General features: G+C 64.3%; 15 protein-coding genes. 9 read left to right on the top strand and 6 right to left on the bottom strand.

Annotation, left to right across the window (positions count from 1 at the left end; all coding sequences use genetic code 11):
• Positions 1–81 precede the first annotated feature (81 nt).
• Positions 82–279, bottom strand: a complete 198-nt coding sequence (locus ACG2LG_RS08725) for a hypothetical protein (RefSeq protein ID WP_396258182.1) — start codon at positions 277–279, stop codon at positions 82–84.
• Here ACG2LG_RS08725 and ACG2LG_RS08720 point away from each other — a divergent pair.
• The 5 genes from ACG2LG_RS08720 to ACG2LG_RS08700 all read left to right on the top strand — a co-directional run bounded on the left by ACG2LG_RS08720 (position 278) and on the right by ACG2LG_RS08700 (position 8,873).
• Positions 278–1,513: a glycoside hydrolase family 71/99-like protein gene (locus ACG2LG_RS08720; RefSeq protein ID WP_396258180.1), complete on the top strand. Its 1,236-nt coding sequence runs from the start codon at positions 278–280 to the stop codon at positions 1,511–1,513. The two genes, ACG2LG_RS08725 and ACG2LG_RS08720, sit on opposite strands and share 2 nt — an antisense overlap.
• 17 nt (positions 1,514–1,530) lie before the next feature.
• Positions 1,531–3,159, top strand: coding sequence for a sulfatase (locus ACG2LG_RS08715; RefSeq protein WP_396258179.1), 1,629 nt, complete (start codon positions 1,531–1,533; stop codon positions 3,157–3,159).
• Between the two features lie 125 nt (positions 3,160–3,284).
• Positions 3,285–4,838 carry a sulfatase-like hydrolase/transferase gene (locus ACG2LG_RS08710; RefSeq protein WP_396258177.1) on the top strand — a complete coding sequence of 518 codons (1,554 nt, stop codon included), beginning with the start codon at positions 3,285–3,287 and terminating at the stop codon, positions 4,836–4,838.
• 104 nt (positions 4,839–4,942) lie between these two features.
• A complete protein-coding gene (locus ACG2LG_RS08705) occupies positions 4,943–5,920 on the top strand; it encodes an alpha-L-fucosidase (RefSeq protein WP_396258175.1) in 978 nt (325 codons plus the stop codon).
• Between the two features lie 43 nt (positions 5,921–5,963).
• The gene (locus tag ACG2LG_RS08700; protein ID WP_396258173.1) at positions 5,964–8,873 is read left to right on the top strand and encodes a glycosyl hydrolase; all 2,910 of its coding nucleotides are present in this window, start codon (positions 5,964–5,966) and stop codon (positions 8,871–8,873) included.
• A gap of 226 nt (positions 8,874–9,099) precedes the next feature.
• Here ACG2LG_RS08700 and ACG2LG_RS08695 read toward each other — a convergent pair whose 3' ends face one another.
• Positions 9,100–9,711: a DUF932 domain-containing protein gene (locus ACG2LG_RS08695; RefSeq protein ID WP_396258171.1), complete on the bottom strand. Its 612-nt coding sequence runs from the start codon at positions 9,709–9,711 to the stop codon at positions 9,100–9,102.
• Between the two features lie 635 nt (positions 9,712–10,346).
• On the opposite strand from ACG2LG_RS08695, the gene ACG2LG_RS08690 reads away from it, so the two are divergent.
• The 4 genes from ACG2LG_RS08690 to ACG2LG_RS08675 all read left to right on the top strand — a co-directional run bounded on the left by ACG2LG_RS08690 (position 10,347) and on the right by ACG2LG_RS08675 (position 16,377).
• A complete protein-coding gene (locus tag ACG2LG_RS08690; RefSeq protein ID WP_396258170.1) occupies positions 10,347–14,345 on the top strand; it encodes a HEAT repeat domain-containing protein in 3,999 nt (1,332 codons plus the stop codon).
• Positions 14,346–14,361: 16 nt separating this feature from the next.
• The gene (gene tsaA, locus ACG2LG_RS08685) at positions 14,362–14,844 is read left to right on the top strand and encodes a tRNA (N6-threonylcarbamoyladenosine(37)-N6)-methyltransferase TrmO (protein WP_396258168.1); all 483 of its coding nucleotides are present in this window, start codon (positions 14,362–14,364) and stop codon (positions 14,842–14,844) included.
• Between the two features lie 91 nt (positions 14,845–14,935).
• Positions 14,936–15,535 (top strand): AbiEi antitoxin N-terminal domain-containing protein, encoded by a 600-nt coding sequence (locus ACG2LG_RS08680; protein WP_396258167.1) that lies wholly within the window; start codon positions 14,936–14,938, stop codon positions 15,533–15,535.
• Positions 15,532–16,377: a nucleotidyl transferase AbiEii/AbiGii toxin family protein gene (locus ACG2LG_RS08675; RefSeq protein ID WP_396258165.1), complete on the top strand. Its 846-nt coding sequence runs from the start codon at positions 15,532–15,534 to the stop codon at positions 16,375–16,377. The genes ACG2LG_RS08680 and ACG2LG_RS08675 overlap by 4 nt, the downstream gene beginning before the upstream one ends.
• Positions 16,378–16,442: 65 nt before the next feature.
• Here ACG2LG_RS08675 and ACG2LG_RS08670 read toward each other — a convergent pair whose 3' ends face one another.
• The 4 genes from ACG2LG_RS08670 to ACG2LG_RS08655 all read right to left on the bottom strand — a co-directional run bounded on the left by ACG2LG_RS08670 (position 16,443) and on the right by ACG2LG_RS08655 (position 22,682).
• Positions 16,443–17,555, bottom strand: coding sequence for a hypothetical protein (locus ACG2LG_RS08670; RefSeq protein WP_396258163.1), 1,113 nt, complete (start codon positions 17,553–17,555; stop codon positions 16,443–16,445).
• Positions 17,556–17,744: 189 nt separating this feature from the next.
• The gene (locus tag ACG2LG_RS08665) at positions 17,745–20,168 is read right to left on the bottom strand and encodes a DUF6288 domain-containing protein (protein WP_396258162.1); all 2,424 of its coding nucleotides are present in this window, start codon (positions 20,166–20,168) and stop codon (positions 17,745–17,747) included.
• 26 nt (positions 20,169–20,194) lie between these two features.
• A complete protein-coding gene (locus tag ACG2LG_RS08660) occupies positions 20,195–21,304 on the bottom strand; it encodes a HEAT repeat domain-containing protein (protein WP_396258160.1) in 1,110 nt (369 codons plus the stop codon).
• A 94-nt stretch (positions 21,305–21,398) separates the two neighbouring features.
• Positions 21,399–22,682: an OmpA family protein gene (locus ACG2LG_RS08655; protein WP_396258158.1), complete on the bottom strand. Its 1,284-nt coding sequence runs from the start codon at positions 22,680–22,682 to the stop codon at positions 21,399–21,401.
• Between the last annotated feature and the right edge of the window lie 42 nt (positions 22,683–22,724).

The raw sequence follows: 22,724 nt of genomic DNA, 5'->3' as shown, positions 1-22,724 counted from the left end.
GTGGAGGATCGAGGTCTGCGAACGATAGGCGTCCCGCTGCGATTTATCGAAGCGATTTCATCGGAGTCCCCGAAATGGGGACTAGAAGTCGAAGCTCCCGGAATTCTTAATCGGCTCCTTGACCAGCTCCCAGAGAATCAGGTTTGCATTGCTCCCTCGGCGAGGGTCGATCGCCATCAACGGCTGCGCCGGACGGTCTCTCATGGCCGGGTGCGTCTTTCTTCTCGCCTCGTTGACGGCAACCGCGGGCACGAAGCACTCACCTTCCTCGCGGTTCATGTCCTACGAGGGACGTGTCATGGCCGGATATCAGGGCTGGTTCCGGACACCCGACGACGGCTCGGGGAGTCGCTGGGTGCACTGGGGCAAGCGGGGGCGGTTCGACCCCCAGCATGTCAGCATCGACCTCTGGCCCGAGGTTTCGGAGTACCCGAAAACCTACGAAACGCCCTTCACGCTGGCGAATGGCGAACCGGCCCGGGTGTTCAGCTCGTGGGACGCCAGCACGGTCGATACCCACTTCCGCTGGATGAAGGAGCACGGCATCGACGGCGCCTTCATGCAGCGCTTCTTCCGCGTCACCACCACCGGGGAACGGCGCCGGGAAGGTCGGGTGATCCTCGGGCACGCGCTGACCGCCGCCGAGCGGCACCAACGGGCGGTGGCGGTGATGTACGACCTTTCCGGTATCGCAACGAACGGCCAGGACTGCGAGTCGGTGATCCAGGACTGGAAGGAGATCGTCGATGAGCTGAAGGCAACCTCGCAAGGCCGGGAACAGAGCTATCTCTACCACCGGGGAAAGCCACTGGTGGCAATCTGGGGGCTGGGTTTCACCGGGCGCGACTACGACATCCGCCGGATCGGGGTCGACAAGCTGATCGACTTTCTCCGCGACGATCCGGAGTACGGCGGATGCAGTATTTTGCTCGGGGTGCCCACCCATTTCCGGACCCTGCGGGCCGACACCCGCGCTGATCCCTACCTCCATGAGTTGATGGAGAAGGCGGACGTGGTTCTGCCGTGGATGGTCGGGCGGTTCAGGACGCTTGAGGGCCGGGAGCGGGAGAAGTTCCGGTCGCAGGTTCGGGACGACTTGGCATGGTGCCGGACTCGGGGACTCGACTACGCGCCCTGCGTCTATCCCGGCTTCAGTTGGCACAACCTGAAGGGCGGGGAGGAAGAGTTGGACAAGATCCCGCGTCGGGGAGGAAAGTTCTTCTGGCAAATGATCCACGGGTCCGTGGAGGCCGGCGCGAAGATGCTTTACGTGGCCATGTTCGACGAGGTCGACGAGGGAACCGCGATCTTCAAGCTCTCTCACGATGCGCCGGCCGGGAATCCGCCCGCCCGCTTCGTGGACATTGGGGACGTTCCAAGCGACCACTATCTTTGGCTCGCCGGACAGGGCGGGCGCCTGCTGCGCGGCGAAATCCCCGCCGACCCGGAACTCTACCGCCGCACCGATCCGAAGACGAGGGACCGCGAGGATGTCCCGAAGAGGAGCGAGTAAACGTCGTCATTCCAACCATGAATCCGAACCACTCACGAACCGAGCATCGCTCCGCCAAGTTGCCGCGAATCGGAGCACGGATTCTGCGTTTCGGGGCGCTGCTGCTGGCCCTTTGCCCATGCTCCGGGGTCGCGGCGGACTCGCGGCCGAACGTCCTCATGATCGCCGTCGACGACATGAATGATTGGATCGGGTGTCTTGGGGCGACTCCCGCGGCCATCACCCCGAACATCGACCGATTGGCGGAGCGGGGGTTCAATTTCACCAACGCGCACACCGCCGGGATATTCTGTGCTCCTTCGCGCGCGGCGATCTTCTCCGGGCAGTATGCATCTTCCACCGGCTGCTACCGGACCGCCCACTACTTCGTGAACCGCCCCGAGCTGAGGCCGCTCCAGGTCAGCCTGCAGGAGGGAGGCTATGCGACCTTCGGAGGCGGCAAGCTGTTCCATCACCCCGAGGGCCACATCGACGTCCGAGGCTGGACCGGATTCTTCCTGCGGAAGCCCGACCAGTATCGCCGCGCGTGGAGCCTCGACAACTGGAGCGAGGAGGTACCCTTCCCCGATCCCTTTCCTGCGAGCATCTACAACCGGACCTACAACAAGGGAAAGGACCTGGGCGGGGGATTGTTCCTCGAGTGGGGGGCGGTGCCGGACGAGCGGGAAGAGGATCTCGCCGACACCATCCGGGCGAACTGGGCGGTGTCCAAGCTCGGCGAGAAGCACGACCAGCCCTTCTTCCTGGCCGTCGGCCTCTACACACCGCACTTTCCGAACTACTGCCCGGAAAAGTATTTCAAACTCTACGAGGGCAAGGAGATCCCGTTGCCTCCGATGAAGGATGACGATCTCGACGACCTTCCCGAGCCCATCCGGCGCCAGAAGACCAACCGCAGGAAGGCCCACCACGACCGGCTGGTGGCCATCGATGCGGTCGACGACGCCATCCTCGGCTACCTCGCCTGCATGAGTTATGCCGACGCGCTGGTCGGGAGGATTCTCGATGCGTTGGAGAAAAGCCCTTATGCCGACAACACCATTGTGGTTTTCTGGAGCGATCACGGTTACCACCACGGTGAGAAGGGCGACTGGGGCAAGCACACCCTCTGGGAGCGGACCTCGAACGTCCCCTTCATCTGGGCTGGTCCGGGGGTCGCGAAGGGCGCGGTCAGTGACGTGACCGTGAGCCTCATCGACATGTATCCCACCCTCGTGGACCTCTGTGGCCTGCCGGCAACTCCACAGAAGTTGGAGGGGGAATCGCTCGCCGACACCTTGAAGAACCCGGCGTCGGCGAAGGATCGCGATGTGTTCCTGCCCTACATGGAGCCCGGCGGCTACGCGGTGATCAATCGCGACTGGCGATACATCCACTACCCGAATGGCGGTGAGGAACTCTACGATCTCCGGAAGGACCCCAACGAATGGAACAACCTGTTATTCCAGGAGCCCGGAGCACATCAGGAATTGATCCGCAAGTTGAAGCGCGCCGCCCCCGAAACCTTCGCCCCCCACGAGCGGAAGCTGAATCGACGGAAGGAACTGATCATCGAGGGAACAAGCTTTCGCTGGGAACCATCCGCAACGCCCCCGGACGAAAAGCGTGACTCCCCCCGGCGCCCCGGCAAGCTGCGCGGTTCTTGAAGTGGAAATGGTTTGGATGAAACACGATGACAATGAACTTGAACATGGTCGGAAGCTCGGGATTGCCTGATGAGATCCGTCCTCGGGACGGCGGAACCGCCGCAGGAGCCCGCAGGAAGATCCGAATGGGGCGGATCCGCGTGCATGCGTGGATGGTGTGCCTCGCTTCGCTTGCGGCAGGGGCGGCTACCGCTCGGTGCGAAGCCCCGCCGCAGAGACCCAACATCATCCTTCTTTACATCGATGACTGGGCCTGGAACGGCACGCCTGTGGCGATGGATGATGGCATGCCGAATTCGCGCATGCCCGTTTTGCGGATGCCGAACGTCGCAAAGCTCGCGGGCCAGGGAATGAAGTTCCGCAATGCCTACGGGTCTCCGCAGTGTTCGCCCGGCCGGGCATGTGTGCAGACCGGGCAGTCGACCCCACGCAACGGCTTCAGCGTCTTCATGAACAGCAAGGGTCAGGACTACTACGACAAAAAGTCGTTTCCCGGCTACCCGCTCGTCCCCTGCATCTCCGACATGTCGCTCGACGCGGACGCGCTGACCATCCCGAAGGCACTGAAGCCTCTGGGTTACACCTGCGCCCACCTCGGCAAGTGGCACCTGCGCAGCGACCCGGGTGCGGCGGGCTACTCGGTTCACGACGGGGATACCAGCAACACGCCCGGCAACACCTTGACCGGGGAGGGGAAGAGGCGGCTGCCTGCCGACCTGAGCGACCCGAAGCTGATGTTCAGCCTCACCCGGAAGGCGATCGCCTTCATGAACGAGCAGGTCGAGGCGGGTACGCCGTTCTACCTGCAGATCTCCCACTACGCGATGCACGAGGGGAGGGAATGCCTGCCCGCCACACGGGCCAAGTATGTCGATCATCCCGCGGTGCAGGAATACTACCGGAAGACGGGCACCACCGCGGAGACGGTGAACCGCAAGTCCGATCCCGCCGTCTGGCTGGGCATGGGCGAGGACCTCGACGGGCGCATCGGGGCGGTGCTCGATGAAGTCGCCAAACTCGGGATCGAGGACGAAACCTACGTGGTCCTCGTGTCCGACAACGGATACCGTCATTCGTTTCTACCCGGTCTCACCCAGCCCTTGCACGGCGCGAAGTGGTGGGTCTGGGACGGGGGAATCCGGGTGCCCATGATCGTCCGGGGCCCGGGCATCAGGCCGGGATCCGTCTTCGACGGCAACGTCATCAATTACGATTTCCTGCCCACCTTCGTGGACTGGGCGGGAGGTGACCCGGAGGCGTTGGAGGAGATCGATGGCCGCTCGCTCGCGGGTTACATGAAGGGAGCGACACCGGCGCCTGAGTTCCTCGGGCGGCCCCTTTACTTTCACTATCCCCATTATCGGTCGTCGCGGCCGCACTCCGCCCTCATCGCGGGACAGTACAAGGTGATGCATTTCTACGATCACCCCGAGATCCCGATGCTGTTCGATCTCTCCCGGGATCCCGGGGAGGTGGAGAACATCGCCAGGGAGGATCCGGACCGGCACGCCGAGCTCCATGGCGAGATGATGAGCTATTTCAGGAATGTCGAAGCGCGCCTGCCGAAGGCCAACCCCGACTACGACCCCGAACTCTACAAGGCCTCGAAAGACCACGCCAAGCTGCTCCGCTGGGGACCTTTCAAGGGAGAACGCCCTTTGGATGACGATGAACGGTGAAAGGGTGGCCACCTCCATCTCGACGTCCTCGCCTTGAGAACCGCAAGGCTGGAACATTTCCGAGGGCGCATTCCAACAAGCAGAAGAAACATCCATTCGAATCAATGAGCACCAGCACCATCATCGCTACCCTGACACTCCTCCTGGCCTCCATCCAAGCGACGAGGGCTGATGAAACCACCCCTCGGAAATCCGTCGCCCAACTCCAGGAAGAGTTCCTTGATCTCAAGTTTGGGATGTTCCTCCACTACAACATGGCGACCTACACCAATGAAGAGTGGGTCAAGGGCTACCCGGATCCTTCCACTTTCGACCCCGGCGGCCCGGTCGATACCAACCAGTGGGCAGACGCCGCCAAGGCGGCAGGGATGAAATACGCCGTGCTTACCGCCAAGCACGTTTCCGGCTTCTGCTTGTGGGACAGCAAGCACACAACCTACGACATCATGCACCCGGACTGCCCGGTTCAAGAGGACATCGTGGCCAAGTTCATCGAGTCTTTCACAAGCCGCGGACTCAAGGTCGGCCTTTACTATTGCTGGCGTCACCCCGGCTTTGGTGACCCGGAGAAACACAAGGTCCTGGCCCCGGAATGCGACCCGGCCAGCCATGACCTGGAGGCGCAGAAGGAATTCCAACTCAAGCAGATCGGAGAACTGCTGGAGAAGTACCCCGAATGCTTCTATTTCTGGAACGACGCCTTCGATCCGGGCGTCGGGACCGCCGAAGAACTGCTGGAGTTCGGGCGAGGCATCAACCCGGGCCTGCTCACCAGCTCGAACTGGTGGAGCTGGGGCAAGAAAGGTCAGCCCTACCTCGACATCGGCGTCAAGGAACTGCGGATGTTTCCCGAGGATCACAAGGGTCCAGGCGAGACGTGCTGGTCGTTGGCAGGACGGAAGTGGTTCTGGAATGAGGGCCTCCGTGGATACGGCGGCCCCGAAGGCCACGTCCAGCGCCTCGAGGCGGTCAATGCCCGCAACTCGAACTATCTTCTCAACGTCCCGCCCAACAAGAAGGGCAGGATCGACGATGCCGCGGTCAAGGTCCTTGAAGCGATCGGCAAGCTGCAAGGCGAGTGACGTCCGCGAGTTTGATTCATCCGCCTTGTCCAAGCATACTCGCATGAAACTCCATGGCAGCCTTTCCGCCCTCCTCGCCTTCCTGATCCCCCTGACCGCCGCCGGCGACCTCGACTCGCGTTTCACTGACCCGGTCGAGGAGACCAAACCGTGGTGCTACTGGTATTGGCTCGGTGGCGACATCACCGCCGAGGGACTCACCCGGGATCTCGAGTCGATGGCCGAGGTCGGCATCAAGAAGGCCTTCACCGCCAGCATCAGCGGACGCCCGAGAGAGGGCCGTCCTCACGTCGAGATCCTCACCGACGATTGGATGGAACTCTTCCGCCACGCCCTCCGGGAAGCCCATCGACTCGATATCGAGATCGGGATGTTCAACAGCCCGGGCTACAGCATGTCCGGCGGACCGTGGAACAAGCCTGAACAGTCGATGAGGCACGTCATCTGGACGGAAACCCCGGCCGAAGGCGGCGGGTTCTCCGAGGTGGTGCGTCCGGTCTCGAAGTTCCCCGTACAGGACATCGCAGTGATGGCCGTGCCGCGGCGGCCGTTCGCCAGCATCAGCTCCCGCCCGGATGGAAACGTGATCCGGTTCCAGAGCGAGGAGCCGATCACCGCCCGTTCGATGAGCCTCGAGGTCGGACCGAAATACACCTTCGCCGGCACCCTTCACGCCAAGCTGGCCGACGGCAGCAGCAGGCAATTGCTCCGGCTCGATCGCCCGGACAACTCCCGTGACACCTGCGACAGCCAGCCGACGGCGCCCGAGATCTACAGCTTTGCCGAGGTCACCGCGAAGGAGTTCATCCTCGAGCTCGAGGGCGCGACCAGGAAGCTCCTCAGCGCCACGATCAGCGCCGAGCCCAAGGTCAGTCAGCCCTATGAGAAGCAACTCGCCCGCCTTCACGCCCGGCAGTTCCCGGAGTGGAAGCAGCACGTCTATCCGGACACCGTCGAGCCGGCCGGGCGGGGCCTGGTGCTGCAGGCCAACGAGGTTCACCTCATCGACGAACGGCCAGACGCCGAAGGCCGCCTGACCTGCACCCTGCCCGAGGGATCATGGACGGTCCTCTGCTTCGGCATGACCAGCACCGGCAAGACCAATATCCCGGCGCCGCCGGAAGCCACCGGACTCGAGTGCGACAAGCTCAGCAAGGAACACACACGCCATCATCTCGAGAGCATGTTCACGCCGATCTTCGCCAAACTCAGTGCCGAGGAGCGAAGCGTGATCAAGACCATCGTTGCCGACAGCTACGAGGCCGGCACACAGAACTGGACCGACGACTTCGACCAGATCCTGGAACAGCGGATCGGCTACGACCCGATCCGCTTCCTTCCGACCTTCACCGGCCGCACCGTCAACAGCGCCGAGGCGTCCGATACCTTCCTGTCGGACCTGCGCCGCACCGTCGCCGACCTCATCTCGGAGAACTATCTGGCGACCATCAACGAATACGGCGACGAGGTCGGGCTCGACGTCTGGATGGAGAACTACGGCAGCTGGGGCTTTCCCGGCGACGCCCTCTACTACGGCAAGCATGCCGACATGGTCAGCGGCGAGTTCTGGATGGGCCGGCCCATGGGAGTGCAGATGTGCCGGATCGCCAGCTCCACCGCACACATCTACGGCAAACCCCGGGTCTTCGCCGAGTCCTACACCTCCTTCATCAAGCCCTTCCATCATCCCTATGTGATGAAACGGCGGGCCGAGGAATTGTTCACCCATGGGGTGAACCACGCCGTGCTGCACGTCGTCGTTCATCAGCCTCAGGAAGGCGTTCCCGGACGCAATCCCTGGTTCGGCATCCAGTTCCACCGCAACACGCCCTGGTTCATGTCGAGCCGCTCGTGGGTGAAGTACCACCAGCGGATGCACACCATGCTGCAGGAAGGCAAACCCTCTGCCGACATCGCCGTCTACTACGGCGACTTCAGTCCGATCACCGTCGGCCCGGAGAACCCCGTTCCCCATGGCTACGACTTCGACTACATCAACTCCGACGTCCTGCTGAACCACCTCGAGTTCGAAGACAGCCGCTGGGTGATCGACCTGCCCGGCGCCTCAAGCTACGGAGCGCTCGTCATTCCCGACACCGGTCACGTCCGCCCGGCCGTCGCCCGCCGCATCGCCGAACTGAAGAAGGCGGGGGGACCGGTCTTCGACTCCCTTCCCATTACCGGTGATGACCTCGCCAGCACCGGCCTGAACCCCGTGGTCTGGGACGCCAATCAGGACTTCAAGTGGAAGGTCCGCGAGACCGGGAGCGGCCGCATCTTCCTTCTCTGCAACTTCGAGCGAACCGGCCCCTTCGAGGCCAACCTGAAAGTCGAGGGTCTGCAGCCCGAGTTTTTCGATCCAGTCACCGGCCAAATCCGCAAACTGGCCACGTGGCGGGAGGTGAAGGGAGGCACGCGTGTCCGTTTTCAGATCGACGACCTTGCGGACAGCTGCTTCGTGGTTTTCCGCGAACCCGCCGTGGAGCCCTCCGTGACCGCCGTAGATGGCCCCATTCATCTCTGGCTCGACGATGCGGGAGGGCTTGTCGCCGAAGGCGATCAAAGCGGCATCCATGCGGTGACCTCCAGCGATGGAAGCACGAAGCAAGTCCAGATCGAGGCCCATCAGTCCGCCATCGAGCTTCAGCCTCACGGAGAACCCGATGCCAAGGGCCTCCAAACCTACACGAGCCGCTTCGTGCTTCCCTCCGGCATTCGCCCCGCGAACCCCATCCGGCTCGATCTCGGTGATGTCCAGATCATGGCCGGGGGAAGCCTCAACGGGAGGGAGCTTGAAACCCGTTGGATGCCACCTTTTGCCTGGGAGGTTGGGGAATTCCTGAGACCTGGCGAAAACCGGGTCGAGATTGTGGTCAGTCCGTTGAACCAGGATACGCCTGCCAGGATCGGTGGCCCCACCGTGCTGAAGTGGGAGGTTGTGACGTGGCGTTAGCTCCAGTTGACGCCCCGTCGACCCGCATGGTGGCGTGAACTTGGGCGGTGGTGATTTCCCATGAGTCTTAGGGTTGACCGATGTTCTCGCGGGCATCTGCCTCGGCAGGGCATATCAGGTGACGGACTGAAGTCGGCGAGTGCGAGTCCGAAGACAAGTGCCGGTCGAGCTGAGCATGAAAAAGACCCGTCCGAAGTGGACGGGTCTTGCTGTTTGATTTTAGTCATCAGTTGATTCCGACAATTGTATCGCACAAACCGTGAAGGGCTTGGGAGCGACGCATGGTAGTGACTGGATTCTGGCCTTTGAAAACCTCGGTGAAGCTGTTGAAAAGGCTCCAGAGGTTTCGGGGACAGAACGCGTCGTGTCGGGGCTTGCGCCACTCGTTCAGGACGCGGGGTAATTGGCTCGGGGTGATCGCTTGGCAATCCATCGCCCGGATCACCAGGTCGAGGGCCGACCAGTCAGCCATCGGTTCGGATCGGTAGAGTTCGATCCGTCGGTCGAGGGACTGAAATCGGTCTCCGAGTTGACCGACTGCCCGGGCGGTGAGATGCCGAAGGTCGCGCCAGGCGTTCCTCGTGTGCTTGCGAGAGATCCGGACTTCGCCGGAAAACGCCATATTATCACAAACGAAGGTTCGGGTGCCCGCCACCAGTCCGGCCGGGAAGACCTTGTCGTGGCTGTTGCGCAGTCCGACGATCCAACCGTAGTCGGAGCCGACCTGTCGATCGGGAAGAGTAATCTCGAGAACTCCGAAGTATCGGGCTCCCTCGTGGCTGAGGGCGTGAGATTCTCCGGTGAGTCGGAAGCCTGCACTACCGAGTTGGTCAAGCACCTCACTTAGCAGGTTGTGGTGGGGCAGGGGGTACCAACTTCGCGTGGCATCCGGTGTTCGTATCTCACACAGTTTGGTGCCCGTTTCGAGAGACCCACCGGCGAACGCCGCCGAGGGCGTCCGCGAAAGGAGCTGGTTCTCATCCATTCTACCACTGGGATGCCGTGTGCGGACCTTGACTCGCCATCAACTACGTGGCCCGGCGAGAGGAGAGGAAACAATAGGGTCGGAGGCTACGTCGCTCCCAATCCACCATGTCGTGGTTGCTCAGCCCCCAACGCTCCAACAGTGCTCCGACCGGTTGGTTGCCGCGGTTGCGGGTGTCGTCCATGGGCGGAGTGTGGGGGCGTGGAATCGTCCTGGCAATCCGGCATCCACGCTGCCGGGGCGGAGGCGGCAGATCCTTGCAAAGCCTGCGCGTCAATCGCTCCGGCGACAGCCTGCCCGGGTTGGACGCTTATCCGGTAGCTGAACCGCTGTATTTCGCTATCCGGGAACGCATCCGACCCCGTTCTGCGGCGGCTTCGGTCCACAGACCCGCACCTTCTCACAGCTCCATGACTTTGAATTGCAGGAAAACGCGACCTGAGCGCTTTCACAGGTCCCCGTGGTTGCTCGCGGTATGGGTTGCCGTGGTGGCGGTTCTGTTCCCGGTTCGGGCCGCAGCGGCCCATGCCTTCGATGACGCCCGGTGGATCTGGTTTTCGGCCGAGCCGATGCCCGACTCGATCGAGTTTCCCGCCGGCAGCGCGTTCTTCCGGGGTTGCTTCGATGTCGCCGACCCCGCGCAGGTCGAAGCGGCCCGGCTTGCCATCACCGCCGACAACCTGTGGGTGCTCCACGTCAATGGCCGGCCGGTCGGAGCCTGCGACATGGACCCGAACCACTGGAACCAGCCCCGGAGCATCGATATCCGCGGCCTGCTGCGGCCTGGCCGCAACGCGGTGGCGGTCGAGGCGGTGAATACCGTGCATGGGCCGGCGGGCTTGATCGTCTCGCTCGAGCTTGGGATCACCGGAGGCCATGTGGTCCGGCATCTCAGCGGTGAGTCGTGGAAGTGCAGCGATCGCCTGCAGGGGGGGTGGCAGGACCCGGAGTTCGACGACCGGAGGTGGCCCGCGGCCCACGTGGTGGGGGAGTTTGGCATGCCGCCATGGGGAAGGGTGCCGGTGACCTCGAACTTGTCCCAACCCGGAGCCCCTGCCGAGGCACGACTCAAGCAGTTCCATGCCGCCAAGGTTCGCACCCGGCGCGGCAACCGTTCCGGACCCGCACCGCCGCCGGAGATCATCCCGCCTGCCGACTATCCTTGGCCGGACGCCATCGCTTTCCTCGCGGACGACTGCAGCCTGTATCGACCCGCCAAGGGCACCGGCACCGCCCAGGACAGCCTGCGGGTGACCATCTTCAATCCCAACCACACCCGGGCCTATCCCGAGCACGATCTGCCTGCGCCCGTGAAGATGGGCCGACGCCTGATGTCGCTCCGGCCCGCCCGCCCGGGGGTCGAGCCGACAACCTTGTGGGATGCCGGTGGCGGTGCGATTGGCTCACCGGCGGCTTCGTACGACGGCCGCTGGATCTACTTCGCGATGGCGGCGGAGGGAGATGCCTTCTTCCACCTTTATCGGATCGCGGCGGATGGGGGAAACCCGGAGCAACTCACCGACGGGCCCTTCCATGACATCGATCCCTGCGAACTTCCGGACGGGCGGCTGGTTTTCTCCTCCACCCGCATCGGCGTCTTCGAGGAGTATCACAACCCGCCGGCGCGGGCCTTGTTCGTCCGCGAGTTGAACGGGTCGATTCACCCGCTGACCCACACGATCGTCTTCGACAACGAACCGCGGATGCTCGCCGACGGGCGCATTCTTTTCCTGCGTTCGGACAATTTTTTCGACCGGGGCAAGGTGGAGACCCGACTGCATGCAATCTACCCCGATGGCACCACCGGCCAGACCGAGTTCGGACTCGAGAACGGGCCAGAATATGGTGGGCGGCTGCGGGCGTTCAACGCCGGCAGTGCCGCTCCGCTGGCCGACGGGCGCGTTGCCTGGGTCGATGGCAAGCAGGTCCTTGTCGCCCGGCCCGGGGAACCCCGGCAAATGTGGCGCCGGATCCCGGTCAATGCGGCGGACCTCGCAGCGCTACCCGATGCGCGACTCGTCGGTACGGTCGTCGGCACGGAATCCGGCTCGGCGTGGCCCTTCAACCGGATCGCCATTATCGATCCGGACGGGGACGAAAGCGGGGCGGTCACCGTGCATGAATCCTCCGGCGGGCCGGTCCATTCTCCGATCTTCGTCGGTCCGACGCCGAAGCCCCACCGGCTGGTCAAGCGGGTGGATCCCGCGGCGACCGACCGCCCCGGCCAGACCGGCGTGTTCTACTGCCAGGACGTCCGGCTGACCCACAACAGCACCGCCGGCTGGGAGCACGTGCGCGCGGTCCGGGTGCTCGCCGGGAAAGGACTCAACTATCGCTCGTCCCATTCCTACCTGGTCCATGCCGGCAACGAAACGGTCGACCTGGGAACCGTGCCGCTGGCGCCCGATGGTTCCTTCGCGGTGGAGGTGCCGGCAAACACCGCGATCGCCTTCCAGGCAGTCGATGCCGAGGGCCGCTCCGAGCTCAACCAGATGTCCTGGATTTACGTGAAGCCCGGCGAATCACGAGGCTGCGTGGGCTGCCACCAGCCGCGCGCCAACGCCCCGCCTCTCGTCGGATCGACGACACTGCAGGCGATGCGGACCCGCCCGCTCAAGCTCACCGGCCGCGGCGATCCACTGCGGTTCCGTGGCAACAATGCCGCCGTCACCGGACTGATGGAGCTTCAATTTGATCGCTTCCGCGAGATCGCCGGTCTCAACCGGCACCGCTCCGCCGATCGCAGCGGAAAGGAGGAGGTCGCGGCGCTGATCGATGACCTCGAATCGGGGGATCCGGACCGTCAGCATGGTGCGGCCCAGCGTGCCGGGGTGTTTCGCGATCCGGCCTGCGCCCCGGCGCTGGCGGCCTGCCTCGACTCGGACGATCGCGAGCTGCGGGTCGCCGCGGCGATGGCGCTTGCGACCTGCGGCCTGCGGGAATCCGTGGAGCCCCTGACCCGGGCGCTCGCCGATCGCGATCCGCTGGTCGCCCAGGCTGCCGTCGTCGCACTGGAGAATCTAACAGGCATCCCGCTGGATGACTTCGATCCCTTCGCCCCGCGTCGCGACCGCGGGAAGCAACTTCCGGCGTTCGCCCGTCGCTTCGCCGGGGTCGGGGATGCGGCATGGCAGCAGCAACTCGCCAGGACCCTCGACGCCTCCGACCGCGATCGTGCCCGGCGTGCCGCCGTTTCGCTGAGCCACTGTGGCGACCAGGCCAGTGTCGGTGCGCTTGTCGACTACCTCCTGAGCGAGCGCTCCCACAACCCGCTCCCCGAATGGAAACGGAAGCACCAGGGCGACGGCACGCGCTTCAACTCGCGTTCCGAGGTCAACCCACGCAGCCTGCAGGAAGTCACCCGGGCCGTCGGAAGCCTCGGCGGCGATGGTGAGGTGCCCGCGCTCGCGGAAACCGCCGCCCGGAACCTCGACCCCAAGACCGGCAACCTGTTTCTTGCCGAGGCCTGCGTCGAGGCACTCGGTGAGATCGGAACCACCGCCGCCGAGCAGGTCCTGCTCGATTTGATTCCCCAACTGCCGCCCTACCACGAGCACTGCTACTGGTATGGCGACCACCCCGCGCTGATCGCCTGCCACGCTGCGCCGGTCCACGCGCGGATCGTCGAGGCGCTCGATGTTCTCGGCAGCACGGCCGCCGGGCCTCACGTGCCCGCCTTGATCCGCATGGTGCCGACCGATCCCGACCGCGCCCTGTTCCCGGGAAGCGACGACTTTGAAACCCTGGTCGGTCGGGTGATCCGTCGCTCGGGCCGCGAAGCCGCCGTCGTTGAAACCTGTCTCCACGTGCTTGGTGATCCGGATGCGCCACTGAACCCCGACGTGCTCGCCGCTCTCAATGAGGTCCACGGTGCATGGGCCGGCACCCCGGGTCCCGACATCCGCGCCGCCCAGATTCTTTCGCTCGTCACCCGCGATCCGGCCCTCGAAGCCCGCGTCCGCGCCGCCTTCGAGCGCTGTCGGTCGCTGCCCAATGACATTCCGCGCGTTTACGACATCGGCATCCCGGTGGTGAGCGAGCTGCCGAGCCGTCACTGGACCTCGTTCTACCTGGCCCGGACGCTTGGCCAGATCGGCGACCCGTCCTCGGTGGCGAGCCTGCGTTCCGCGCTTGATGATTGCCCCGCCGAGGCGGCCTCCGGTCGGCCGGATCCGCTCGGCCCCGGCGTGCATTTCCTCCACAACGACCTCACGCCGTGCTGGCGAGCCGCGGCGGCCTGGGCACTCGGCCGGATCGGCGACCCGGGTGCCACGCCATCGCTCCTCGGCGTCCTCGGAGATGCGGAGAATGCGCCGGACACGCGTCATGCCGCTGCCGTGGCGCTGGCCCGGACCGCCACGGCGGCGGATCTGCCCGCGATGCGCGAGCTGGCGGACGAAGTCCCCGAGGTCTCGGTGCGCCATGCCCTGTTGATTGCCTGCGAGGCGGTCGGGTCGCGGCTTCCTCCGGAGCGTGATCCCGACTAGGCTCTGCTTGAATGCCATGAAAACAATGAGACTGCCGGGCCTCGTGCCCCTGATGCTGGCCCTGTGGGTCGGTGGAAATGCCGACGGGGAAGAGCCCGTTTTCACGATGCGCCCGATCGGTGAGGTGCAGAACGTCGAAGGCAAGCCGGTCGCACTGAAGATTGCGGACGAGTATGTCGAGGGCCTCGAAGGGCTTGAGCATTGCTCCCACGTGATGGTCCTGTGGTGGTTCGACAAGAACGACACGCCGGAGAAACGGCGGACGCTGAAGGTTCACCCCTGCGGCGACGAGCGGAATCCCCTGACCGGGGTGTTCGCCACCCGCTCACCGCGACGGCCGAATCTGATCGCCGTGACCGTGTGCAAGGTGCTCTCGGTCGAGAAGGGCGTCGTGACGATCGACGGGATCGATGCCTTCGATGGCACGCCCATCCTCGACCTCAAGTCGGCGGGCACACGGGACTTTCCGCTGAAGGGAAGTCCCAAGCCGGTGCGATGAGGGGCTGCGGTCTTGTTGTGGTAGCAGGCACCGCGACGTTGATGATGTTCTTTACAAAATGTCGGATGTTGTTCTTAACTGCCGACGCTTTGTGAGTGACTCGGAATCCATTGAAGCGCTTTTTGCCGGGGCCTCCGTGCTCCGGTCGAAGGACCTGGAGGAACGCGGATTTTCGCGGACGGCGATTCGTGAGGCCGTCGCCGCAGGCAGGATGGATAGAGTGGGTCGTGGACTCTATGCCCTGCCTGGGGCGGACATCGGGGCGCACCATTCGCTGGTGGTTGTGGCGAGGCGGGTGCCCCAAGCTGTGATCTGCCTGCTCAGTGCGCTCGAGTTTCACGAACTGACCACCCAGGTTTCTCATGAGGTCTGGATCGCGATCGGCCCGAAGGACCGGAAACCGGAGTTCGAGCATCCACCGCTGCGCGTCCTCCGCTACGGTCTTGCGCATGCGGCGCTCGGAGTGGAAGAGCACGAGGTGGAGGGCGCGACGCTCCGGATCTATTCGGTGGCGCGGACGGTGGTGGACCTGTTTCGCTATCGCAACAAAGTGGGCATCGATGTTGCGCTGGAGGCGCTGCGCGAGGGCTGGCGGGATCGGCGATTCACGCTGGCGGAGCTCAACCGGATCGCCCGCGTCTGCAGAATGGGTCGGGTGATGAAACCCTACCTGGAGGCTCTGACAGCATGAAGTTTGAAGGTCGCATCGAATCGATCCGAACTCGCCTGCTCAACCTTTCGCGGAGCCGCGGAGAGAGTTTTGATTTCGTGCTCGCGCGCTATGGAGTTGAGCGTTTCCTTCACCGACTCGCGCAGTCCGGACATGCGGGGCATTTCATCCTCAAAGGGGCGACGCTGTTCCAGGTCTGGAACCCCGAGCTTCACCGGCCGACCCGAGATCTCGATTTGCTCGGCTCCGGCCCGGATGATCCGGAGAAACTGCGGCGCACGGTGCTGGACGTGATGCGGGTCGTGTGCGCGGAGGACGGGCTTGTCTTCGATGAAGGGAGTCTCTCGGTCGAGCCGATCCGCAGTGACATGGATTACGGTGGGCTGCGGGCGAAGTTCCGCGCCCTGCTCGGCAAGATCCGCATTTCGGTGCAGGTCGATGTGGGGTTTGGCGATGCGGTCACGCCCGGACCCGAACTGCTTGATCTTCCGAGCCTCCTGCCGGACCTGTCGGACATCCGGTTGCGCTCCTACCCGGTCGCCACGGTGATCGCCGAAAAGTTCGAGGCACTGGTGCGGCTCGACATGCAGAACTCACGAATGAAGGACTTCTTCGATCTCGACTTCCTGCTGGGAGGTTCGCCTCCAGATCGTTCGGAACTCGAAGCCGCCATCAAGGCAACGTTTGGTCGTCGTGAGACGGCGTTGCCGGCCGATCAGCCTGCGGGGTTGTCTGATGACTTCGTGGCCGAAAAGTCGGTGATGTGGGATGCCTTTTTGCGGAAGAACGGATTGGAACCACGTGACTTTGGCGAGGTCGTGGAAAATGTGCGGGAGAAGACCGCGTGGCTCTGGACGGGATGAAGGAGGAGAGCAGGGCTAGTAGACGAAGTTGGATGACCAAGTGAGCCTCGTCCTTCGACTTTCGATCACTTCACCACCACTTCGATGGCGTAGCCGCCGCCGTCGGTCTTTTCGCGGACCTTCACTCCGAGGGGAGCGGACGGGTCGTCGAACTCCTGTCCCGGGTGGAAGGAGGCGTTCACCTTGTCTTCCCGGGGATGGACGACGACGGCGTTCTGGCCGCTGGGGAGGGTCGCATCGACGCTGTAGATGAGCACGCCGCCGGGCTTGGGGGCGTCCTTTTCCATCCGCAACGGCGGGGCGCATTCGACCACGAACACTTTGCTGGGCTTGGCGGGGTTGTCGGCCGGCACCACGACCATGGAGAGTCCTCGCTCCCCATCCAGCGGGGTGAGCGTGAGCTTGTGGGTGCCTTGGGTCAGGTAGGTCTTCCGGTCGGTATCGAGCCAGCCGAACTTGTGCCTGTGCCAGCCGATGAACCCGGGGGCCGTGCCGGTGGACGACATGACATCCCAGGGTCCGAGTGGGTTCTTCGGGGCGTCTTCCGGAACCTGGTCGGTGTAGGTGTAGAGGTCGGGAAGGCCCATGCAGTGGGCGAACTCGTGGGCGAGGACAAAGTAGCTCATGCTGCCCTGGTTGAGGGCGACGTTGATCTTTTCGCCGCGGTAGGGGATGGCCTTGTCGTCACGTTCGCCGAAGGCGAAGTTCCCCCGACCGGGCATGCTGATCATGACGTAGTCGTAGTCGAGGAAGTTGATCTTCGGATAGAGGGCGAAGGCATCGACGAACAGCTCGCGGTGACCCTCGGTGGTTCCGGGGTCGTAGGCCTTGTTCTCCCTGGGCATGCGCCGCCAGCCGTGGATGGGTTCGACCTCGATCGAGAACTTGCCGTAGGACTGGTCGTGAAAGAGTTGCTGGAACTTGCCGCCGGCGAGGAGTTTCTCGCCGCGCTCCCGGGTGTCGCCCTCCTGCGGGATGTTGGGGTAGTCGACGAAGAGCAGGACGGCTTTCTGCTTGCCGACGGTGGGCCCGTAGATGAGCGGGTCGTTGGGACCTTCGGTCTTGTAAACGTCACCCTTGGGGTCCAGCGGCGGAATCGGGTTCGTCGTGTCGGCGGTGACCGCGGCTGTGAGCAGGGCCAGGAGGGTGAGGTGCTTGAGCATGTGGGTGGTCCTCATTACGACCCGCGTTTGCCGGATCTTCCGCGGGAGGTGGGGAAGGACCGCGCGACGCTGTCGCGCATCGAACGGTGAGCGCAGCTGGCGCAAATCTGGCAGATGACAGCCGATATGAAGATTCGACCGTTCTCCGTTCCGCGATCTTGCTGAGTGATTCGATGCGCGACAGCGTCGCGCGATCCTTGAGGACTACTTGATTGCCGCCTTGAGGGTCAGGTTGAAGGGGTCGCCGGCCTTCGGGTGATTGGTGGCGACGGCGAGGGTATTTCTTCCTGCCCGAAGCAGTTCGAGGGTCGATGACTTGAGCGGGATGGAGGCCCGGTCGTATTTTGATGGCCCTCCCTCGGGAGCGAGATGCAGGATCAAGGTGCCGTTCAGGTGGACGAGCATCTCTCCACCAGTGAGGTAGTCGAGGAGGAGCGATTCCACCGCCGCCGGGTCGTCGATCTCGAAGCTGGCGCGGAGCAGTCGCTTGTCGGCGACCTCCCTCGAGGGGAGTGTTAGAGGCTTCCATTGGCTGTCGTCGAAAGTGACCTCCCGCCAGTTGGGTTTCGCCTCCGAGGTCGCCGGCATCATGCGCCAGACGGGGCTTCCCTTGTCTTTGCCGGGCACGAGGGGCGTGTCGGCGATAGCCGGTTCGGATGGCGCTGCGGCGACGTGTGCCGCGGCCATGTCGCGGTAGGCGCTTTTGCCGCGCTCCGCGAGGAATCTCATCGTGTCGCGGGTCCGCCGGTCGCTCAGCGAGCCCGGAGCGGTGACCCACTGGAAACCTTTCGGGCCGGTGTAACTGATCTGCTTGTTCGAGGCATGGAAGCGCTGGCCTTCCTCCAGCGCCACGGCGTTGGCGGGGTCATCGACGGCGCGGCGGAACTTCGCGAGGCGGGGGTCGTCGGCATCGACGACCGACTCGATGGCCTGAAGCTGGACCTTGATCTTGTAGAGGTCGCCGGTTTCGAGCGACCGGGCCATGTCGGCCAAGGTGGAGGCGATGCTCGACTGGTTGCGTTCGGAGATGCCCTTGAGTTGTTGCGCGAGCCTCCTGACGCGGGCGTCGGATGACGAGGCCAGCTCGGCGGCGGCACTTGCGGCCGCGTCGAACTTCTTCGCCTCGTAGAGATCCAGCGCGGGCCGAAGTGCATCCGGCGCGTAGGCCGAGAAGACACTGTCGGTGCGGCCGAGGACGGCGAGCCGGCGGGTGTCGGCGAGATAGCTGAGGGCGAAGCCTCCGGTGTTCCAGATCGGACCTTTCGAGACGTAGTTGCCGGTGCCGAGATCGCCTTCCCGCTTCTGCGGAAAGGGCTGGGCGATGAAGGAACCGTCGGGACGACGGCAGAGGTCGCGGTAGCTGTTGAAGCGTGCCCAGAAGGCGGCGTAGTTGTCGCGCCCCGCCAGGCTGGCGCCGAGCGGCGTCCAGGTCTGGTTGAAGAAGTTGCCGGTGTGTCCGCCCTCGAAGGCGAGCAGGTTCGAACTGCCGGCCATCCGCGCGAACCACTGCGCGGCGGGATCGGCGTCGAGCATGTGGAAGGCGACGGCTGCCATGCCGTTCTTGCCGTTACTGGAAGCATCGTAGGTCGGCGGGTGGTCGCCGTAGGGGATGCCGCCACGGCCGGCATAGGAGCCGTAGAAGCGGATGCTGTTGGCAAGAGCCTGGTGGTCGACCTTCACGCCGCAGCTTTCGCCAAGGATCATCGAAAGGAAGCAGACGAGTCCGGTCGAGTTCAGCGAGCCATAGCCGGGCGGGATGAAGTCGGGAACGACCCGGTGGCCCCAGGTGCCGGGGTTGCACTGACCTTCCGCGAGGCGGGTGCAGTATTCCTGGATCGAGGGCAGCACGCGCGCATCGCCGGTGGCGAGGTAGTACTCGCAGAGGAACAGGTTGGTGTTGCCCCAGCGCCAGGTTTCGTGGCCGGCATCGGAGATGGTGTGGTTGATGCTCATCCGGCAGGCGCTGCGGCGGACGTGGTCGAGATAGTCGGCGTTCTCGGTCGCGAGCAGAAACATTGCATTGAGTGGGCGACCGATGCCACTGGAGTAGCCGTCGGCCGGCATGCTGTCGGCGAGGAACCGACCCGCCTGCTCGACGATTTTCGAACTCTTGGGGCAATCAAAGGGCGCGGTCGCGCTGTAGCTGCCCATCACCTGGATCGGCACCACGACTTGCTTCTGCTCGCCATTGCGGAGGCGGAGCAGGCGCAACTGGCCCTTTCCCTGGTCGCTTTCCGCCCAGGTCACGGCGCGGGCCAGGGACATGCGGGCATCCGAGTCGAAAGGCTTCACCGCCGGTGCGGATCGCCACTCGGTCGATGGCGTTTCCGGTGGGACGGCGGCACCGATGATGAGGTCGTGGAGCTCGAGGACGCCGTCGGCCGGGGAACCCGGCTCGATGCTCTTGATGAGAATCTCGCGGCTGTCCCGTGAGTGGCCGTCGGGGCCGTAGAGCCAACCCCGCGCACCGGTTGGTCCAAGGTTGTAGGTGATGTGCCAGATTCGAGATTCCGGAATGGGAACCGGCGTCTGATACTTCGGAACGTTTTTCAACGATGGCACTTCGGCGGAGGCAAACGCCATGAGTGCGGCGGTGCTCGTCAGGAGGAATTGGGGAAAGCGGTTCATGTCCGTGCTGGGGAAAAGCGTTTCGATCAGGATTTCTCGATGGCGGCCACGGTCTCGCTGAGCTTGTCGTATTTCCGCTGAAGATCGGGACCGTTGCGGCCCTTGAGCTCCTGCTCGGTGGGCTTGGTTTCCTCCATCATTTTACGCAGCTCCGGCAGGATCACCCTGGCGTCGGCTCCGAAGGTTCTGGCGGAGTCGAGGCACGGGTCGAAGAGCCCGGGACCGCGCATGGTCTTGGCCATCAGGGCGGGGAGTCGCGGCACCAGTTCCTTGACGCCGAGTTTGGTGAGAATCTGGATGGACTCGGCCTGACCGCCCGCACCGAACATCGTGTCGCGGTTCGGCTGCCAGTCGAGGTGGGCGAGCAGCTCGGGGATGAACTGGCGCTGGGTCTCCTCGTCCATCCTGGTGATCAAATTCACGGCATGGCCGCGGGCGCGCGGAAGGGGAGCCTTCATGGCTTCCTTGAGCGCGGCGACCACGCCCTCCTGCTCGAGGGCCATCGGGCCGAACTGCTTGTCCAGAGTGACGACCGCATCCTGAGACAGGAAGGGGTCGTCATCCCGGCTGAGCTCGAAAACCGCGAGCATCATGTCGGCCGACCGTGGTCCGAGCAGGGAGATGCCCTTGAGGGCCTCCACGCGGACCTCGAGGCGTGGATCTCTGGCGAGTCGCACGAAGGTCTCGTCGAGATCGGCATCCGTCCGGATTTTCTCCTGGGCTTCCCTTGCATTGGTGACGCCGGGCGCGAATTCCTGCCAGCGATCAAGCCGGTCCTTGAGCACGGCGACCAGGGCGGCGGTGACGCCGGCGCGGACCATCCAGTTCTCCGACCGGGTGCCTTTTCGGAGCACTTCCTCGATGTCATCGCCCCGCTTGCCGAGTTCGCCGGCGGCGTTGAGGCGGACCGATGGATTCCAGCTCTCCAGCATGCCGAGGAGCTGTTCGGTCTCGACCGTGGAGAGCTTGTCATTCTCCAGCACGGCGACGACTTCCTCCGGGTAGTCCTCGGGGCACTGCGCGAGCACACCCTTCAGGGCATCACTGAGTGAGGAACCGCCGGACTCGGCGGCGGCGATGGAGAGACCGGCCAGCAGGGTGATCGCGCCGACTCGTCGGCTCGGATGGTGTTTCATGACGGGAGACTGCCGGGTGAAGCGCGGCATCGTCATTCAAACGCGGCTGCCCGGGCATCCTTTCGCCGGGTTTCCGGAGTGGGCGCACCCTGGATCACCCGGAGTGCTTCTCGACCTCGACGCGGCGGTTCATCGCCTTTCCGGTCGCGGAGTCATTCGAGGCGATGGGTTCGGCCTCGCCCTTGCCCTTCGGGGTCAGCCGCTCGCCGGCGATTCCTTTTTCCGTGAGCCAGTTCACCACCGCTTGAGCCCGCCGCTGGGACAGGTCGAGATTGTGATCGTCTCCGCCATCCGAGTCGGTGTGGCCCTCGATCACGATGGCCAGATAGGGGGTCGTTTCCAGCGCCTCGAGGATCTGCTCGAGAGCCGGAGTGGCGTCGGGGCGGAGGACGTCGGAGTCCACGTCGAAGCGGATGCCGTAGAGGATGGCGGGCAGTCCGGCTTCGAGCGCCTCGGTCACGGGGTTCATCGGTTCCGGCGTTTTGGAACAGGGGGTGGTGATGCTGTCCTCGGAGGGCACGCCCGAGAAAGGACGGAGGCCGGCGTGGAGGGACTGGACGCCGTGAATCTCTCCTTCGATGGTGATCAGCGCGATCGATGGCGTGCTGACCTTGCGTGCGCCCTGGGTGGTCGTGGTGACCAGGCGCGCCACGCCATCGACCACGGTGCCCCGGATCGTCCCGTCCTGTCCGCCGACGACCTGGCAGCCTTCGATCTGGTCGCCCTTCTGCCGCAACTCGATGAGGTTTTGCGACACGTCGTGGCCGCGGCGGAGGTTCCACACGCCGGTGAAGGCGTTTTCCTCAACGGTCCGCGCCTCCTGGGTTCCGTAGCCGCGCAGTTCGGAGAAAAGGACGGAGTCGGCATCATTGGCCTGGGGCGTGTAGCGATCGACGAAGCGGACCCTGAGCCACCGGACCGGGCGGGGTTCCGAAACGGGAAAGGTCTGGGGTTCCTCTTTTTCAATCTCGATGATGAGCTTTGCCAGGGGGGCGAATCCAGCCTCGGCGCTTTCGCTCGACCCCTCGATCTCGACGGTCTTCACGTGCTTGCCCTTGGCCGGGCCGAACTCGCCGAGGACCGGCACCTCGAAGGTGTCGAAGGTGGTCGTCGCGGGAAGCTCGACGATGAACTGATGGGGCAGCGGCGCATGACGGGGGACGCCGATCGGGCGGGTCGCGGGATCGCCGTCGAGCGCGATCACATGGGCTTCCGAGCGGGGTGGCTCGGGCGTGCGAACGACGAAGGCACCCTCGGCCCAGTTGAGCAGGTCGGTTCTTGGCGGGTCGGTCGGAGTATCCCCGGCGGCGGCGAGGGAGGAGGTGGCGACGAAAAGTCCGGCGTGGAGCAGCCCGAGGGAACGGGAAATAGCGTGCATGGACCCACGATATAGGGATCCGGGGCCGGAAGGTCAAATGGC

Origin of the sequence: Haloferula sp. A504 (assembly GCF_044385805.1) — a bacterium.
Taxonomy (GTDB): domain Bacteria; phylum Verrucomicrobiota; class Verrucomicrobiia; order Verrucomicrobiales; family Akkermansiaceae; genus Haloferula.
Note: the sequence above shows the minus strand (reverse complement) of the source record. Positions and strands in the feature narration are given on the sequence as shown.